At 25.8% G+C, this 19,469-nt stretch carries 15 protein-coding genes; 11 read left to right on the top strand and 4 right to left on the bottom strand.

Annotated elements, in window-relative coordinates:
- Window positions 1–201, bottom strand: a 201-nt coding sequence (locus CSBG_RS12620) for a transposase (RefSeq protein ID WP_008680072.1), incomplete at its 3' end; no start/stop codon positions are given.
- 720 nt (window positions 202–921) lie between these two features.
- On the opposite strand from CSBG_RS12620, the gene CSBG_RS12615 reads away from it, so the two are divergent.
- Complete coding sequence (locus CSBG_RS12615; RefSeq protein ID WP_008680070.1) at window positions 922–2,094, top strand: 5-bromo-4-chloroindolyl phosphate hydrolysis family protein; 1,173 nt, start codon at window positions 922–924, stop codon at window positions 2,092–2,094.
- A 27-nt stretch (window positions 2,095–2,121) separates the two neighbouring features.
- Window positions 2,122–3,267: a toxic anion resistance protein gene (locus tag CSBG_RS12610; protein WP_008680069.1), complete on the top strand. Its 1,146-nt coding sequence runs from the start codon at window positions 2,122–2,124 to the stop codon at window positions 3,265–3,267.
- A gap of 91 nt (window positions 3,268–3,358) precedes the next feature.
- Here the strand turns inward: CSBG_RS12610 and CSBG_RS12605 are convergent, their stop codons facing one another.
- Complete coding sequence (locus CSBG_RS12605; RefSeq protein WP_008680067.1) at window positions 3,359–3,724, bottom strand: helix-turn-helix domain-containing protein; 366 nt, start codon at window positions 3,722–3,724, stop codon at window positions 3,359–3,361.
- A 393-nt stretch (window positions 3,725–4,117) separates the two neighbouring features.
- On the opposite strand from CSBG_RS12605, the gene CSBG_RS19035 reads away from it, so the two are divergent.
- The 5 genes from CSBG_RS19035 (at window position 4,118) to CSBG_RS12585 (ending at window position 8,465) form a co-directional block, all read left to right on the top strand.
- Window positions 4,118–4,294, top strand: coding sequence for an aldo/keto reductase (locus tag CSBG_RS19035; RefSeq protein WP_311315509.1), 177 nt, complete (start codon window positions 4,118–4,120; stop codon window positions 4,292–4,294).
- 289 nt (window positions 4,295–4,583) lie between these two features.
- Complete coding sequence (locus CSBG_RS12600; RefSeq protein ID WP_008680065.1) at window positions 4,584–6,071, top strand: aryl-sulfate sulfotransferase; 1,488 nt, start codon at window positions 4,584–4,586, stop codon at window positions 6,069–6,071.
- Between the two features lie 12 nt (window positions 6,072–6,083).
- A complete protein-coding gene (locus tag CSBG_RS12595) occupies window positions 6,084–7,004 on the top strand; it encodes an ABC transporter substrate-binding protein (protein WP_008680063.1) in 921 nt (306 codons plus the stop codon).
- Complete coding sequence (locus CSBG_RS12590; protein WP_008680061.1) at window positions 7,004–7,732, top strand: ABC transporter ATP-binding protein; 729 nt, start codon at window positions 7,004–7,006, stop codon at window positions 7,730–7,732. Before CSBG_RS12595 ends, CSBG_RS12590 begins: the two co-directional genes overlap by 1 nt.
- Entirely contained in the window at window positions 7,719–8,465 is a 747-nt protein-coding gene (locus tag CSBG_RS12585; RefSeq protein ID WP_008680059.1) for an ABC transporter permease, read from the top strand. Before CSBG_RS12590 ends, CSBG_RS12585 begins: the two co-directional genes overlap by 14 nt.
- Before the next feature lie 87 nt (window positions 8,466–8,552).
- Here CSBG_RS12585 and CSBG_RS12580 read toward each other — a convergent pair whose 3' ends face one another.
- Together CSBG_RS12580 and CSBG_RS12575 are read right to left on the bottom strand one after the other, a co-directional pair.
- The gene (locus tag CSBG_RS12580) at window positions 8,553–9,206 is read right to left on the bottom strand and encodes an elongation factor G-binding protein (protein ID WP_008680057.1); all 654 of its coding nucleotides are present in this window, start codon (window positions 9,204–9,206) and stop codon (window positions 8,553–8,555) included.
- 96 nt (window positions 9,207–9,302) lie between these two features.
- Entirely contained in the window at window positions 9,303–9,578 is a 276-nt protein-coding gene (locus tag CSBG_RS12575; RefSeq protein WP_008680055.1) for a CD3324 family protein, read from the bottom strand.
- Between the two features lie 604 nt (window positions 9,579–10,182).
- Here CSBG_RS12575 and CSBG_RS12570 point away from each other — a divergent pair.
- The 4 genes from CSBG_RS12570 (at window position 10,183) to CSBG_RS12555 (ending at window position 19,465) form a co-directional block, all read left to right on the top strand.
- Window positions 10,183–12,162 carry a fructose-specific PTS transporter subunit EIIC gene (locus CSBG_RS12570; protein ID WP_008680053.1) on the top strand — a complete coding sequence of 660 codons (1,980 nt, stop codon included), beginning with the start codon at window positions 10,183–10,185 and terminating at the stop codon, window positions 12,160–12,162.
- Window positions 12,163–12,245: 83 nt separating this feature from the next.
- Entirely contained in the window at window positions 12,246–14,867 is a 2,622-nt protein-coding gene (locus CSBG_RS12565; protein ID WP_008680052.1) for a glycoside hydrolase family 38 C-terminal domain-containing protein, read from the top strand.
- A 61-nt stretch (window positions 14,868–14,928) separates the two neighbouring features.
- Window positions 14,929–15,723, top strand: coding sequence for a MurR/RpiR family transcriptional regulator (locus tag CSBG_RS12560; RefSeq protein ID WP_008680050.1), 795 nt, complete (start codon window positions 14,929–14,931; stop codon window positions 15,721–15,723).
- Between the two features lie 448 nt (window positions 15,724–16,171).
- Complete coding sequence (locus tag CSBG_RS12555; protein ID WP_008680049.1) at window positions 16,172–19,465, top strand: sensor histidine kinase; 3,294 nt, start codon at window positions 16,172–16,174, stop codon at window positions 19,463–19,465.
- The last annotated feature ends 4 nt before the right edge of the window (window positions 19,466–19,469 follow it).

Genomic DNA, 19,469 nt, shown 5'->3' with positions numbered 1-19,469 from the left:
CTTTTTTAATTCATCTGGAGTTTCTTTTCTTTCATATTTATTTCTACCTAAATGTTCTTCCATTTCTCCTTCTAATATATTTTCAAGAACATCTTTAACAAGCTTCTGAATAAGCCCATTTTTCCCCATAACATCATCAATAGTTTTACATTTCTTTACTTCCTCATTGTAATCAAAGTTGGTATTAATATTCTTTGTCATAATTTTTCCTCCTAAATTTATATAGTATATTATTCCAAAACCACCAGCTGTTCATACAAAAAAACAGTAGTTAGTTTTGTTTTTACACAAAACTAACTACTGTCCCGTTATTTTTATTATGTAGCAAGTACATCAATTCATAACTAATTAAGTTATCACTTTAAAATAATAATACTAAAGAAACATCCATAAAAGTATTTTATGTTCTAATATAGGTGTTTCTTTATAATGTTTTCTATTTGTAAGAATGCCAAAGAATAAATTTAATCTATAGAGTATCTTAACTAATAAAGATCTGGCTACTATTTAATTGCTTTTTTCTTTTTACTAATGTAATAGATAATAACAGCAATTAAAGCTATTATAATTAAACTAAATAATAGTATTCTGAAGCTACTATATATTTCATATTCAAATTGTAAATTTGTATTGTATATTATCTAACTATAAAGTATTTAGAATACAGTTATTAATTTGAGAAAATATAATTTAAATATTTTGTAACTAATAAGCTAGTTATCCCTGTTTACAATCAAGAAAGAGAACTATTATCTAGATATGATGATAGTTTTTTATTTATAGAGTATAGTTGTTATAAATTGTAATTGACCTAATAATAAGATATAATTAATTTGAAATATTATAATAAAGATATATTATAATATACATTTAAATTTATAATTTATATTGAATATAAGAAAATGATCTGGAGGAAGAACCATGGGTAGAAAAGATTTTTCTGATTTAGAAGATCAAATTGTATCGACAGTAAAAAGTGCACTTGATGCTATAGATTTTGTTAATTTGAAAAAGGACATTAGTAATAAAACAGAGGACACTTTAAATGAATTTAAATCAAAGCTAAAGGAATATAATGTAAAAGTAGAAAATAAATATGGATTTTTAAATAAAAAGCCTAAAAATGATATATCGGAATATATTAGCAAAAGGCCAGCGGGAAGTGTATCGGGAATACTTTATTCAATATTTGGCTTGATTGGAAGCGTAGTTTTTGGAGTTTTGGTATTTATATTCCTAATATTCATGTTATTTTTTAATGGAATTATACCAGGTACTTTTGCTACTTTTGGTGTTTTACTTGGATTTTTAGTATTAAGCTTAGGTTTGTTTTTTAGAGGAATAAATTTAAGAAACAGATTAAAGCGTTTTAAAAAGTATGTAAGATTTGTTGAAGATAATAGTTATTGTTTAATTAAAGATTTAGCTAGATTTGCTAAAGAAAAAGAAGAGTTTGTTCTTAAAGATTTAAATAAAATGATTGATTTAGGTATGTTTATAGAAGGACATGTTGATGAAGAAAAAACTTATTTTATATTAAATGATGATGTTTATAGTGACTACCTAAATTTAAAAAAGCAACAAATTGCTAAAGAAAGTAATAAAGAAAAATTAAATAAAAAAGAAGAAGCAAATGAAGGTTTAAGTGATTCAGAAAGAGAAGAAATAAAATCTATAATTGAAATGGGAAGAAACTATATTGAACAAATAAAGAAAGTAAGGAATGAACTTTATAAAGAAGAAATAGCTATAAAGTTAGATAAATTACAAAATATTGCAAATCAAATACTTGATTATATTGAGAAAAATCCTAAGAAGCTTCAAGAAGTTAATAAATTTATAAATCACTATCTTCCTATTACAATAAAACTTATTAATTCATATAAAGATTTAAGCAATCAATTAGTTCAGGGAGAAAATATAAAAAATGCTAAAATTGAAATTGAAAAAAGTATTGATATTATAAATAATGCTTTTGAAAATTTATTAGATGATTTATTTGAAGATATTGTTTTAGATATTTCTACAGATATTTCTGTTCTTAAGACTTTATTTAAACAAGAAGGATTAACAGAAGAAGATTTTAAAAAATAAGTTTAAAGTAAAAGGGAGGAATTTTAAATGAGCGATGAATTTAAAGAACCTATTAATATAAAACCAGAATTAAGCTTTGAACCATTTCAAGAGGAAGTTCTTGATGTAAAAGTACAGGAAGAAAAAATAGAAGAAGAAAAGGTTGATGAAATCCAATTGACAGAAGAAGAAAAAAGGATGGTAGATCAATTTGTAGAGAAGATAGAAATAAAAAATTCAAATTCTATTTTACAATATGGAGTAGGGGCACAAAAGAAAATATCTGATTTTTCAGAAACAGCATTAAATAATGTGAAAACTAAAGATTTAGGTGAAGTTGGGGATATGCTTTCTAATGTAGTTCTTGAGTTAAAGAACTTTGAAGAGTCAGAAGAGAAAAAAGGTATTTTGGGGTTTTTAAAAAAAGGCAAAGATAAGATTAATCAAATGAAAGTAAAATATGATAAGGTAGAGGATAACATTAATAAAATGTGTAACATCCTTGAAAAACATCAAATACAGCTTTTAAAAGATATTGCTATGCTAGATAAGATGTATGAAATAAATAAAGTGTATTTTAAAGAACTTTCTATGTATATCTTAGCTGGAAAAAAGAAACTTCAAATATTAGAAAAAGATGAACTTCCTAAACTACAAGAAAAAGCAAAAAGAAGTGGGCTGCCTCAGGATGCTCAAGAAGTAAATGATTTTATTGCACTTTGCAATCGCTTTGAAAAGAAAATTCATGATTTAGAATTAACAAAAATGATTTCTCTACAAATGGCACCTCAAATTCGTTTGATTCAAAATAATGATTCATTAATGTCTGAAAAAATACAATCAACAATTGTAAATACTATTCCGCTTTGGAAAAGCCAAATAGTATTAGCTCTTGGGGTTGCTCATTCTACTAATGCAGCAAAAGTTCAAAATGAAGTAACAAATATGACAAATGAACTTTTACGCAAAAATGCTGAAATATTGAAAACTTCGACTATAGAAACTGCTAAAGTAGCTGAAAGAGGAATTGTTGATATTGATACACTTAGAACTACTAATGAGTCATTAATTTCAACTCTTGACGAAATACTTAATATACAAACAGAAGGACGTCAAAAGCGTAGAGAAGCTGAATTAGAATTAAAAAATATTGAAGATCAATTAAAAAATAAGCTTTTAGATTTTAAATATTAATATTTAAATTTAATAAAAAATAGAATTTCATAAGAATTTAATAAAAGAAAAACGTCTATGTACAATATGATTACATAGGCGTTTTTAAATTTTAATTAGAATCCTTTGAAGAGGAATATTCGCAACTACCATTTAACTCAGGGTAATATTTAACAGACCAAGCTTCAAACTCCTTGATAAGTTTAGTCATTTCTTTTCCTTTATCAGTTAGATAATATTCAATTTTAGGGGGGATTTCAGCATATAATACCTTATATACTAATCCATCAGTTTCCAGCTCTTTTAAATTTTGATTTAAAATCTTTTGGCTTATGCCTTCAACCATTCTTTGAAGTTCTAAAAATCTTTTGGGTTCATTATATAAATTACATAGTATAAGAGCCTTCCATTTACCACGTATAAAATCCATCGCAAAATCTAATAAACAAACATATTTTTTGTTATTGAAAGAAATCATTAAATTAACTACTTTCAAATATTTTTACATAAAAAATTATACTAAAATTATTAATATAAATAAAGAATATTGATTATAGTAATAATTTATTTTCTTATGTGACTAAGATATTATAATAAATCTTACTTTTAGGTAAGGTATCTAACTTAAAAGTGCGTACTTGTTAAGTAATATAGGTGTTTACATAATTAGTACATAGGTTGAGCTAAAAAACAAAAAAAGGGAGATGTAATATATGAAGGTAGTTGCTTTTAATGGGAGTCCTAGGAAGAATGATGGTCACCTTTAATGGCTGGTAATGGATTATTAGAAAATGAAACATTAAAGGAAATAGCTAATAAGTACAATAAAACATCAGCACAAGTAGTATTACGTTGGGATTTATAAAGTCAAATAGTAACTATTCCTAAATCTACAAATGAAAGAAGATTAGTTGAAAATATAGATGTATTTAATTTTAATCTAAGTGATGATGAGATGGCTAAGATAGATAGTTTAAATAAAGATTTAAGAGTAGGACCAGACCCAGATAATTTTGACTTTAATTATAGTTTATTCTTTTTAGTTTAGTAAATTTAAATAAATAATTAATAAGCATAGGAGCGGTTAAAAATAACTGCTCCTATGCTTATTTGGGTATTTTTCAAGGTGCTAAAGAAATGGTTTTATATCTTTTATGTGTTGTCTCTAAAATTTTATAGATTGTTTATGTGATATATTAGAAATAAACCAATAATTAGTAAATTAATAAAACGTAAAAGTAATTGTAGTAAAAGTGTATAATATTTAGTTATTTTTTAGAAAATATAATCATGTTATAATATTAAGCGCTAATAATTAGAGTATAGTAGGTGAACATATGGAAGAGTTATTAAAAAAACAAAAGGATATAGAGCACAATATAGAGAGTAAGTATTTAGAAGGTAACTATACAGAAGAAAATCCTTTTATAGTATTGAATCCATTTGAAACTTGTCCATTATCAGCTTTAATGAAATTTAAAACTAAAGAAGAGTGTTCAGTAACTATGTTTATTGAAGATGATATTGAAAAAGAGTTTAAAGAATTAAAAAAGGAACATGAAATACCTATATTAGGTTTAATGGAGGATAAGGAAAATTGCATAAGAGTTATATGCAATTATAAAGATAATAATAAAAAGGAAGTTATTCATTATATAAAAACCTCAAAATTATCTATAGAATATCCTAGTATAGAGTTAATTAAATGTGATGAAAGTGGTATATATGATGGAATGATAGCAATGTCTTTAGGAAAATCAGAAGCTGTAAAAACTATAGAGCATTTATATTCTATCATAGATAATAAAGCAAGATTAAGATGGCTATACACAGGGGTATCCTGTCATGTGTTTATGAAACTTAAAAATGGAAACTTAATAGTAGATGCACCAATATCAAGCGGTATTTGTGGTGCTTATACTGCAGCTGGATTTATAGAAATTGATATGCTTGGAAGAATAAAAAATTTCTTTCCTATAAGGTTTGGTTTACATCATGATGTTATAGAATTAACAAATGGAAACTTTTTAGCTATTACTCAAAGAGAAAATACTAAACAAGATTTATTAGTCGAGATAGATAGAAAAACTAAAGAAGTAATTAATGAATGGGATTTTAGAAAAATACTAGATTTTAATAGAGAAACAGTAATTGATAAGATATCGGTAAATCATCCATTGGATTGGTTACATTTAAATTCATTAGTATATGATGAAGAAAGTAATTGCATAATTGCATCATCTCGAAATCAAAGTACTGTAGTAAAGTTTAACAAGGATACATCTGAAATAAAGTGGATATTAGCTCCTCATTATGGATGGAATAATAAGCTTAAGAAGTATTTACTTAATCCAATAGGTGATAATTTCGAGTTTAGCTATGCTCAACATACTCCTTCATTAACTTATAATAGAAATCTTGTTATATTCGATAATGGTAACTTTAGAAGCTATAAATTAGAGGATGCTGTTTTAGCACACAATAATTATAGTCGTGCAGTTGAATATGAAATAGATGAAGAAAAAATGACAGTTAAGCAAGTATGGCAATATGGTAAGGAAAGAGGTAACGAACTTTACTGTGCATATTTAGGGGCAGTGAGAGTTCTTGAAAATAATAATAGATTAATATGCTTTGGTGGTATAACTAAAGATATATTTGGTAATCCAATTGATGATATGAAGAGTAATAGAATGAAAAATCAAATAACTATAGTAGAAATAGCAAATGATAAAGTAGTTTTTGAAATAAAAATTAAAGATACAGATATAACTAAGCCAATAGGCTATAAATGTTATAGAGCAGAAAAAATAAATTTATACTAAAGGAGAAACATTATGAAGAATATTAAGAAAAGCTTATTATTAGTAGTGATGTCACTAGTTATGACAATTTCATTAATAGGATGTACTTCTAATAAAGTAAAAGTAGAAGAAAATAATACAATTAGATTAGGAGTAATGTCTGCAGCTGACTCAGCACCAATTTTATTAGCACAAGAAAAGGGATACTTTGAAGAAGAAGGTGTAAATCTAGAATTAGAAATATTTACAAATGGAGCTACAAAGCAAAGCTCAATTCAAGCAGGTGAGCTTGATGCTGCAATGCTTAGTATGATTCAATTTCTAAATAATGTTAAAGGTGGATTACAAGCTAAGATAACTACAACTACTGATGGAATGTTCCCAATTGTATTATCAAAGGATTTTAAAGAGAAAAAAGATGTTAAAGTTGGATTAATGGAAGTTAGTGTAATAAACTTTTTAGCAGATCAATATTTAACTGATTATAATGTAGAAAAAGTATTTATTAATGAAATGCCTTTAAGAATGCAAGCTTTAATGGAAAATAAGATAGATATGGCAGTTTTACCAGAACCTTTAGCTTCAAATGCAGAGCTTAAGGGATTAGAAAAGAGAGTATATGGAGATCCAGATGATTACACTCCAAATTCAATTATATTTACAGATGAATTTATAAAGAATAATCCTAATACTGTTAAGGGATTTCATAATGCCTATAACAGAGCTATTGAAGATATAGTAAATAATCCAAATGAAGCAAAGGATATTTTAATTTCAAAATTAGAGTTAAACCCACAAATAAAAGATTTAATTGTATTACCAACATATCATAAAACAAGAGTACCAGATGAAACTTACATAAAAGAAATTGAAGATTGGACTGAAAAATTACAAGGAAGTGAATTAAACTTAGATTACAATGATATAGTAACAAAGGATTATGTATCTAAGTAATGTTAGAAATAAATAATTTATATGTTAGTTATGAGAAAAGAGATATTTTAAAAAACATCTCTTTTTCTTTAGCTAAAGGTGAAACACTTTCAATAGTAGGTCCATCAGGATGTGGGAAAAGTACGCTTTTATTATCTATTGCAGATTTAAAGAATAATAAATCAGGAAATATTTTAAATAAATTTAAGGATACTAGTCTCATATTACAAAGTAATGGTCTTTTTCCTTGGAAGACAATTAAAGAAAATATACAATTAGGTCTTTTAATAAGAAATGCATCTAAAGAGGATATAGAAAAATATACAAAAAAGATAGTTAAAGAATTAAATATAGAACATATTTTAGATAAATATCCTTCTGAAGTTAGTGGTGGAGAAAAACAAAGGGCAGCAGTTGCAAGAGCATTAGTTTTAAATTCAGAATTATTATTAATGGATGAACCATCATCAGCACTAGATTCAATTAATAAAGAAAATTTTCAAAATTTATTATGTAAAATACAAAAGGAATATAACATGTCATATATTATAGTTACTCATAATATAGAAGAGGCTGTAATACTAGGTAAAAAAATAGCTATTATGATAGATGGAGAAATAAAAGAAATTATTAATAATCCATACTATGGGCAAGGAGAAGCAAGGAAAAGTTATAATTTCTTTGATAAGTGTAATGAAATAAGAACTATTTTAGAAAGGCTTGGAGATGGGACTTATGACAAGATTTAAAAAGGCATATAAATATATCTATGCTATATCAGTAGTATTAGTATTTTGGTATTTACTTCACATAATATTAAATTCATTTGTTGTTCCTAACCCAATTGATGTAATAAAAAAGCTATTTCAAGTAGGATTTAAAGTTATGTCCACTCATCTTGTAGCAAGTTTATTTAGATTGCTTATAGCTTTAACAATAACTATAACTTTGGGATATTTAATAGGATTATTAATTGGAATAAATAATAAAATAGACAATTTAATTAGTCCAATAGTATATTTATTTTTTCCAGTGCCTAGAATAGCGTTTTTACCAGTGTTTATGATTCTTTTTGGACTTGGTAATACTTCAAAAATAGTACTTATAATAGCCATTGCTATTTTTCAAATAATAATATCAGTTAGAGATGGTGCTAAAGAAATTTCAAAAGAGTTAATATTATCAGCAAAGTCTTTAAAATTATCAAAAGCTCAAATGATAAAGCACATATATATTCCAGCAACTTTGCCAAGATTATTTACATCTCTTAGAATAGCATTAGGTTCAAGTATAGCAGCGTTATTTTTTGCTGAAAACTATGCTACTAAGTATGGAATTGGATATTATATTATGAATTCTTGGATTAAGGTAGACTATGAAGGTATGTATGCTGGAATTATCTTAATAAGCCTTTTAGGAATAACCATGTTTAAGATAATAGATATTTTACAAAATAGAATTTGTAAATGGGAATCGAAATAAAAAAGTTACTTATAAATTTTTATGTTTCCAATAAAATACAAAGGAGGATGCCTCAAAATAATTTTAAAATTATTTTGAGATATCCATTTATTTTATATTATTAACAGTTTTTAAAAGATCTTCAAGCTTATCAATAGAAACTATTCTTTCGTTACAATCTTTACTGTTTAAACAGATATCAAATCCTATAGATTTATAAGCATCTTTAGATGATTGTTTACATATTGGTGAAACAAATGCCACTTCATTTTCTTTGCCAATATGATTACAAAGTACGCATCTATGAGAACTTTTAGGTTCTGGATTAGATATCCTACAAGCCATACCAACAAGATTTCCATTTAAATTATAAACAATAAATAACTTTCTTATTTGATTATCAATCCATCCTAAGTAAGTATTTTTGATATTGAAAATATCTTCACTAGGTAATTTAAATTTCTTTTCTTTTTTAAATAACCTATTGATTTGTGCATTTGTTATATTAGGTGATTCATATACGTAATTTAGTAATTTTTCTAAATAAAAATTAATTTGATATTGTTCTTTTATATTTGTTACATCAAGTAGATCTTTTTGGTCCTTAGATAAATTTGAAAAGTTATCTAAGATTTTTTGATTTATATATAATTTATTAGCTTGAATAATATCTTTATCTACGCAGGATACCAAAGAATTACTTAAATCCTTCATACACCTTTTTATATAATTAAATTCATGATTTTTAATAAAAGTTTCCATTACTTTTCCTCACTTATCAAACTTATTTTATGTTTTACAAGATAAGAATATAGTGGTTATAAGATATATTCAAGCTATTAAATGATTCTGCAATAATTATGAGCAATTTTTTTGCAGATAAATTATTCTTCTTATACTTTTTTCAGATAAAAAGTATTCTTCACATAATTCATGAATACTATAACCTTTAAGATATTTTTCATAAATTTCATCATTTCTAATTTTTAATGAGGCTTTTATGCCACTTTCTTCTCCCCAAGATTTATGCGTAGCACTCTTTTTAGGGATATAAAGATATTTTCCATCTACATATTTTTGTATTAATTCAATTATTTCATCTGGTAACACATCATTTGCTTTTGCATATTTCATTTTTCTTACTCCTTAATTTTTTAGTAAAGAATTAAGGCAAAGAATACAATAAAACTATGTGTTACAGAACTTAAAAAGTATAAAGCTTTCAGCTAATTAAACAGTTTAAGCTCTAAACAAAGCATAGCTGACTTTTGTAGTCCTTGCAAAGAGCAAACTGATTTAAGGTTGAACGTATTATAACCCTTCATTAAAAAACACCCCCTAATATAAAAAACTTAAAAATATTATAGCATAGTTAACAAATAATAATAAAAGCTTTTTATTATTTAAAATATAAAACTAGAATATATTTTGAAATAACAGATAAAAAAGTTAATTATGAAATTATGATGACTCAGAACATAGGCAATTTAGATTATAATAAAATAGAGTCTTATCTATTTTGAATAGCTATAGAAATGGTTATAGTTTATGATAGAAAATGTTTATATATGAAAATATTATTATGTTTTGCTTAAAAGATAATGAAAAAATAATAGAAATATGAAAATATTTTCATTAAAAAAATAAAAAAAGAAAACTTACACTAAAGGAGTTCAAAAGGTTTACATAAGACTTTAGTGATGGCATAATTGGAATTGTGATGAGGAGGTAATGATTTATGAATAGAAAAATTATAGCAGTTACAGCATGTGCAGCAGGTATTGCACATACATATATGGCAGCAGAAAGCTTAATTAAAGCTGGAAAGAAAAAGGGGTATAATTTAAAAGTCGAAACTCAAGGATCAATTGGAGCAGAAAATGTATTAACTGAAAAAGATATAGAAGAAGCTGATTTAGTAATCATAGCAGCAGATATAAATATTGATTTAATGAGATTCTCAGGAAAAAGACTTTTATCAGTAAAGTCAATAGATGCAATTAAAAATCCAGAGGGTTTAATTGATAGAGCATATAAAGAAGCAACAGTTTTTGGAGCTAAGGGAACTAAAGTAGGTAAAGTTACATTAGGAAAAACAGAAAGTAGTTTTGTTAAGCATATAATGAGTGGAATATCATATATGACACCAATGGTTATTGCATCAGGTATATTACTTGCAATTGCAAATATATTTGCATTCCAAGAAAATGAACTTGGTCAAATAGTAAATTGGGGATTTGATAAATCAACTCAAATTGGATTCTTCATGTCCAAGCTTTTTGAAGTTGGACAAATTGGATTTAAATTAATGATACCATTATTTGCAGCATTTGTTGCTAATTCTATAGCAGACAAACCTGCAATTGCACCAGCTATGATTGGAGCATATTTAGTTAATGATGCAACATATTTAGGAACTCAAACAGGTGGAGGTTTCTTAGGAGCAATTTTAGTTGCATTTATTGTTGGTTATTTAGTAAAAGGATTAAAGAAAATTAAATGGCCTAAGGTACTACAACCATTATTAGCAATAATGATAATTCCATTAATAGCTACATTAATAATTATGATTATAGTAACTTATTTAATTGGAAATCCAATAGCCAATTTAATGGATGGATTATATAGTGGATTAACTACATTAAATGAAACATTTGCTGGGGCTCCATTTATAATTGGAGCAATAATTGGAGCAATGATTGGATTTGACTTTGGTGGTCCTGTAAATAAAACAGCACTTATATTTGGTACAGCAGTTTATACAGATACAGTTGCTAAGTTTGGTATAGCAAATGCAAATTTTGTGCCACAAACAGCATCACAAGCAGCAATTTCAGTTGCACCATTAGGAATTTGGTTAGCATCAGTATTGTTTAAGAATAAATTTACTAAGGATGAAAAAATATCAGCAAGTTCAGCCTTTGGTATGGGAATGGTTGGTGTTACTGAAGGAGCTATTCCATTTGCAGCTTCTAATCCAGTTCAAATGATTACTGCATCAGTTGCAGGATCAGCATTAGCTGGTGGACTTGTTTCAATATTCGGAGTTAAGTTCTATGGTGGAATTGGATCACCTTTAGGAGCAATAATTGGATATATAGAACAACCAATTCCATTTATAACTTGGATTTTAAGTATATCAGCAGGTATTTTAGTAACAGCATTAATTATTGGTTTCTGGAGAAAGCCAGTTGAAGATGAAGAAATAGAAGAGATAGAAGAAATAGAAGTTGATACAAAAGAAATTATTGAAAGAAATATAAATTCAGATAAAGAGTTATTTGCGCAAAATCATATATATGTCGATGAAAATTCAACTACACAAGATGAAGCATTTAGGTTTATTGCTTCAATAGCTAAAAAACATGGATATGTAAAAGATGAAGAAGCTTTTTATAATGGGTTACATGAAAGAGAAAAAGAAGCAACAACAGGATTTAATGATGGAATAGCTATACCTCATAGCAAAAATAAAACAGTTATTGCACCAGGAGTATTTTTAATAAAGTTTAAAAATAAAATAGAATGGGATTCTCTAGATGGACAAGGAATAACAACAGCCTTTGCTCTAACAATTCCAGAGGACGGAGCAGAAAATCATCTTAAGGTATTAAGCACTATTGCTAAAGAATTATTAAATGATGATTTTAGAAACAATATCACTACAGAAACTGATACTAAATGTCTATATGACTTAGTAAAAGAAATAAAATTTTAATAAATAAGTAAATCCACTGGAGATTATTAATAATCCCTAGTGGATATTTAATATAGGACTATATTAAATAAAGGAGACCGATAATGAAAAAAATACACGTTTATCCACATACCCATTGGGATTACGAATGGTACTTTACTTCAAATGAATCAATTATACAATTAATTTATCATATGGATGAAGTAATGGAAGCATTAGAAAATGGTGAGTTAGAAACTTATCTTCTTGATGGGCAGTTAAGTATATTAGAGGAATATATAAAATTTATACCAAGTAATTTTGAAAGAGTAAAAAATCTTGTTGAATCTGGCAAGTTATTAATAGGACCTTGGTATACACAGACAGATGAATTAATTATAGATGGGGAATCAATAGTAAGAAATTTATTCTATGGAATTAAAAGTGCATCAAAGTATGGTGATTATTTAAAAATAGGATATTTACCAGATTCATTTGGTCAAACTAAAGATTTACCAAAGATTTTAAATGGATTTGATATTAATAGAAGTATTTTCTGGAGAGGGGTAGCAAATGATGTTTGCCCTAATAGAGAATTTATATGGAAAGGTGAAGATGATAGTTCACTTTTAGTTTATAACATAAAGAATGGATATTTTTATGGTGGAAATTTAATTTATAGTGATGATGTAGAAAAGCTTGAGAAAACTATTTTAGATGGATCTCAAACTGAAAATATTCTATTACCTGTTGGGGGAGACCAGAGGTATGTTGATTTTAACTTAAAAGAAAGAATTGCTTACTATAATGAAAGAAGTAAAAATAATTTTGACTATGCAGAAAGTGACTGTAATAAATTCTTTGATGAGCTAGAGAAATCTAAAGATTTAATAGAGGTACAGGGTGAATTTGTAAATCCATCTAATTCTAAAATACATAGATCAATTTATTCATCAAGATATGATCATAAATATTTAAATGATAAGGTAGAAAGAAAGTTAATTTATCATTTAGAACCACTTATGGTTATTGCTCAAAACTTAGGTATTGATCCAAAGGTAGAAATGATTGAAGAGATTTGGAAGAAATTATTAATGAATCATGCTCATGATAGTGCATGTGGATGTAATAGTGATAAAACTAATAGAAGTATTTTAGCAAGACTTATAGAGGCAGATCAACTGTCATATTCAGCTTGTGATTATATTATAAGAAAGATTAGCGAGTCTCTTAATTGCACTGAAGAGGACAATATAATTTTATTTAATACATTACCACACAATAGAGAAGAAGTAAGCAAGATTATAGTAACTACAAAGACTAAAAACTTTATAATTAAAGATAAAGATGGAAATATTATTGAACATCAGTTGCTTGAGAGAAAGAGAGAATATGCAGGAAGCATTAAAAAGGATGAATCTCAATATGATGATAGTTTATATTATTATGTTTCCAAAGTTGCTATAAAATGTTCTTTAGAGCCATTAAGTATAGAGGTATTGAAAGTAATTCAATTAGAAGAAGAAATAAATATAAAAGAAAAAGCTTCTAGTAATTTTATAGAAGATAATTTCTATAAAGTTGAAGTTGTAGATGGTAAAATTAATATCATAGATAAAATAAGCAATAGAGAATTAAAAGATTGCTTATATATTGAAGAATCAGGTGATGATGGTGATACTTATGACTATTCACCACCAGAAGAGCAGTATGATTTTAGATATAACTTAGATTTCAAAAATGCAAAAGTAGATATTAACAATGGAGAACTTTATAATGAAATAAAGATTTCAGGAGAATTTAAGGTTCCAATGAATCTTAAAGATAGAGAAAAGAATATAAGAAATACAGAAATACCATATGAACTTATATTAATGCTATCTAATAAAGAAATAGTAGAATGTCATTTAGAGATAGATAATAAATCTTATGACCATAGAATGAGAGCTGTTTTAAAAACAGATATTACTTCTAAAGAAAGCATAAGTGATACTTCATTTGGTACAATTAGAAGAGATAATGTTCCAGCTCATATTAATGATTGGAGAGAGCTTGGTTGGAAGGAAGAACCATCGCCAATATATCCAATGCTACATTTCGTTGGGATTGAAGAAGAAAATAAATCTGTATTTATGTTAGCAAAAGGAATAAAAGAATATGAAGTTCTAGAAAATTCAAATATTGCATTAACTTTATTTAGAGGTGTTGGATTCCTTGGTAAACCTGATTTAATTAGAAGACCAGGTATTGCTTCAGGGAATGAATTTAGATATATAGAAACACCAGATAGTCAATTAAAAGAAAAGCTTAAATTTAAATTTGCTATCACAATAAATAATGAAGTTAATATAACAAAGATAAATAAGATTTGGAAAAACTATAGTATTACAATTCCAAATTATCAAATTCAAGAAATAAATAGGTTTACTAATACTTTAAAATATTTTGTTATGCATCCATTAAAAGATAAGCTAGAAGAAGTAAAAAATATCGTAGATTGTAATGACTTAAATGATATTGTAGTAACTTCAATAATACCAGTAGATAAAAATTCATTTACTGTAAGATTTGTAAATTACACAGATAAAGTTATAGATGGTGGAAATATCAAAGTTTCAAAAGGCAAAAGCTATGAATGGGTAAATATGAATAATAAAGAAATATCTAATAAAGAAAATATAGATAGCTCTATTAATATTGGTAAATTTAAAAGTGGAGAAATTAAAACTTTAAAAATAAATATTTAGTTGATTAATTAACAAGAGACATATAACATTTAAGGTATAATAATTGTTTTTGGAGGATACTATGGAAAAAGAAATTATACTTAGAATAACTCATGCAAAGGTAAAATTCACTTATGTAGAGGAGCAAATAGCAGAGTATTTTTTGAGTAATAGAGAACCAAGATCAATAAATGAATTATCTAAATTGTTATGTGTCTCTCCTGCTTCTATAACTAGATTTTGTAAAAAAATAGGATTAAATAATTATAAAGAACTAATGTATTTATATAGTGAACACTTAAAAGAAAATAATGGCATAAGATCAAATAAAATATCCTCAGATTTACAAAATTCCTATTTTAAAATTTTCAATAATATTGATACAAATTTTGATAGGGATAAAATAGAGAAAATTTGTGAAGCTATACATAATAATAGATTTATGCATATATTTGCATTAGGGCTTAGTGCTACGGCAGCTCAAGATTTTAAGTTTAGATTTTCAAGAATGGGTAAGCTTGTAGAAGTAATATATGATAAAGAGGCAATAGAAATGGCATCAACTTTAATAAAAGAAGATGATCTTGTATTTATCTTTACATTAAGAGGAAATAAGCATCTTCAAAAGTGTGCTAAACTCTTAAGAGAAAAAGGCGCCAATATTATTCTCATTACTGGAAATAGAAATAGTAAGATAGTTGAATACTCAGACATTAGTGTAATAACAGATAATCTTTCAGGAGAGGAATCCACTGGAATGATATCTGCACAAATACCTATACTAATTCAAATTGATCTTATTCACTATTATTATGTTAGGAAGTATAGTGAAGTTCTTGATGAGTGGGTTTCAACAGAAAAGGTCTTTAATAAATAATAGATTTAAAAGGATAATATTATTTAATTAATTCCTTTTATAATCTAACAAAGATAGGAGGTATCTCAAAATGATTTTTAATTCAGTTTGAGATATCTCTTTTTAATTATACAATAGACCATTTATATTATATGAATAAGATGTTTTTATGAAAGTTTTCTATATTTGAAGAATTGCAATAAATTGTTAAATTATTTAAATAAAATTTGTACTAAGTTAATATATTATCTTTTTTATTGAAATTAATAATATTTATTATGAAAAGACAATTAAAAATATACAATATGGATATTGAGTATAAATTTAGATGAAATAATATAAAAATAATGTTATTATTATATGTAATATTGATATAATTAATATTTTACTAAATAGAATTATAATTATATTAATATAAAAGCGATAGTACCAAAGATATGCAAGAGTAAGAATGAGAGGTAGTAAATGCATGAAATTCAAATTGCTAATATTTATATTATTAACATCTTTTATAACAAATATTTTAATGTCTATAAAGGTGTCAGCAGAACCATTAAAAAAAGAACAGTTTGAAAATTTATCTATTGATGATGGACTTTCTAATGAATATGTAACAACAATCATGCAAGATAGTAAAGGATATATGTGGATAGGTACAGTAGATGGTCTTAATAAATATGATGGTGAAAGGGTAAAGATTTATAATTCTAGTAGCAAAAATAAAAATACTTTGAGCTCGCCATATATAAATGATGTAGAAGAAGATTTTTATGGGAATATATGGATAGCGACTGATTATGGACTGGATTTTTTAATTAGAGATACAGATACCATTGTTAGAATGAAAGACTTGCCAATAGATAAATATAATTGGGGGAGCTTAAAAATTACTTCTTTATTAAAGAGTAAGTATGAAGAAAATGTTATGTGGGTTGGTACTGAAAATGGATTAATGAAAATAAATATTAAAAATAATAGTATCAAATATTTTTATAATAATAAAGATGATATAAACTCATTAACTAGTTCTTTTATAACATGTTTAGAAGAAGCTGAAGATGGTTCAATATTTGTTGGGACAAACTATGGAGTGAATTTTATAGATAAGGACTATAGAATAATTCGGAAGGAAATAAAAGAAGATGATGGAAGACTATTTATTTATAATATAGAAAAGGATAATTTAGGTAACTTAATAATTGCCACTAAAGAAGGTATTTTTGTTTACGATATAGGAAAGGTTGCTGAATGTACAACTGATAATAATAGTAAAAAAATATATGAGGTTAAGGAAAAAAACTTTAAGTCTTTCTACACTGAAGAAATTAAAGAATCGGGTATTCTTAATAATAACAGTTTTATTATGGCTGATAGTAAAAATAATGTATGGGTATCTAGTAGTAATGGCATATTAAAATATTCAAGAAGTAAAGATGAACTTGACATATTGAGGAAAGATACTAACATTCCAAATTCTCTTAGTAGTAATGTTATAACGTGCTTTTATGAAGATTTTAATGGTACAATATGGATTGGGACAGAAAAAGGTGTAAATATATTAAATAACAATAAAAAATTTGGTCATGATCATGAAACATGGGATATACAGGATAAAAATGTAGTATCTATAATGGTGCATAATAAATACTTGTGGATAGCAACTAAATTTCACGGAGTATATATATATGATATAAAAACAAGTAATTTAATTAAGCATATATATCATAAGGATAGTATCGCAATTTCAAATAATGAATATATAAATAGTTTAGTAAAAATAAATGATGAGTGTATTCTTATTGTAACTAATAAGGGCTTAGTAGCAATTGATATAAAAGAGGGGACATGTGATTATCATTTAACTGACGGTGGATATTTTCCAGAATTAAGCTATATATATAGTGACGAAAAGCTTGTTTGGATAGCAACTACATCTAATTTTTATAGCTATAATATAAATACTAATAAAGTGATATATTATAATGAGGAATTAATAAAGTCTAATATAAATCCTAGTAATATTAAATATATATTGCCAGATTATAAAGATGAAAATATTATTTGGTTGGGTGGGATTGATACAGGAATAGTAAAATATCATAAGGAAAAAGGTGTTGTGGAAAACTATATAAATAATTATTTATATGATAACTCTTTAGGTTATAGCTATATAAATTCTATGGCATTTGATAATACAGGAAATCTTTGGATAGGAACAAATATAGGACTTGGTAAATTTGATACAAAAGAAAAGCAATTTAATTCTTATACTATAGCAGACGGATTAACTAATAATTTTATAAATTCAATTTTATTTGATGATAACGATAATCTTTGGATAAGTACTAATAAAGGGTTAAATAAATTTGATGTAGAAAAAGAAGAATTTATAAACTTTACAAAAAAGGATGGGATATATGGGTATCAATTTAATTCAAACTCAGGTATAAAGTTAAAAAGTGGAGCAATGATATTTGGCAGCACAAGCGGTTGCACGTATTTTCATCCAGATGATGTAGTTATACAGAAAGAAAATAAAAATAAAGTTGTAATTGGGGATATTTTTATTGGAGAAAATAAAGCTATTTATGATGGAAAAGAATTAGTTTTAGAATATAAAGATAGAAATTTATCTGTTAATTATTTCTTACCTAATTATGAAAGTTTAAATAGTACAACTTATGAATATATTCTTGAAGGAGTTGATTCAGACTGGATATTTATAGACTCTAAAAGTGAATTAGACTTTAAATCATTAGAGCCAGGTAAATATATTTTAAAAATAAGAGCTAGAGATTGTAATGGTGAATTAAGTGAAGAAGCAATGATTAAAATAATAGTAAAACAACCTATTTGGAAAACACCTTTAGCGTATTTTATCTATATATTTATAATAATAGCATTAATTATTTCTATATTAAGTTATGTTAAGATACTAAGAAAATTAATAGATAGAAAAACAATGAAACTAAATAAGCAACTGGAAGAAAATGAAAGATTAAGTAAAGAAATAATAGATAAAGAAAAGTTTAAAAATAGTTATTTTGTGAATCTATCTCATGAACTTAGAACTCCAATAAATGTTATAGCATCAACTGTACAGTTAATAAATAAACTTAGTCAGGATAAATCTATAACACAAGAAAAATCTAATAAATATATGAATATTATAAGTAAAAACTGTGACAATCTATTAAAAATAATAAATGATATTATAGATAGTTCTAAAATAGAGACAGGCAATTATAAAATTAATAAAAAAAATAATGATATAGTGTATATAGTTGAAGAAACTGCACTTAATATGAGTAAGTTTATTGAAGAAAAAGGGCTATCACTTATAGTTGATCCTGAGATGGAAGAAAAAATTATTTCTTGTGACAGTACCGAAATAGAGAGATGTGTAGTTAATTTATTAGCAAATGCAGTTAAGTTTACTTCTGAAGGTGGAGAAATACGAGTATTTATTAAAGAAATTGAAAATAATATTGAAATTATTGTAGAAGATACAGGTATAGGAATATCAAAAGAAGATCAAGAGTTTATATTTAAGCGTTTTTCACAAGTTGAAGGAGCAAATGTTACAAAAGTAAGTAGTAGTGGAATTGGACTTACTCTTGTTAAGTATGTAGTAGAACTTCATGGTGGATATGTTAAACTTGAAAGTGAACTAAATAAGGGAAGTAAATTTACTTTAGTACTTCCAAGTACATTGGAAAATAATGTAGGTAATTATGAAGATTACAATATTATGAAACTTTAATTAC

It is taken from the genome of Clostridium sp. 7_2_43FAA, assembly GCF_000158375.2.
In the GTDB taxonomy this organism is placed as follows: domain Bacteria; phylum Bacillota; class Clostridia; order Clostridiales; family Clostridiaceae; genus Clostridium; species Clostridium tertium.
This window is presented reverse-complemented; position numbering and strand designations above follow the sequence as displayed.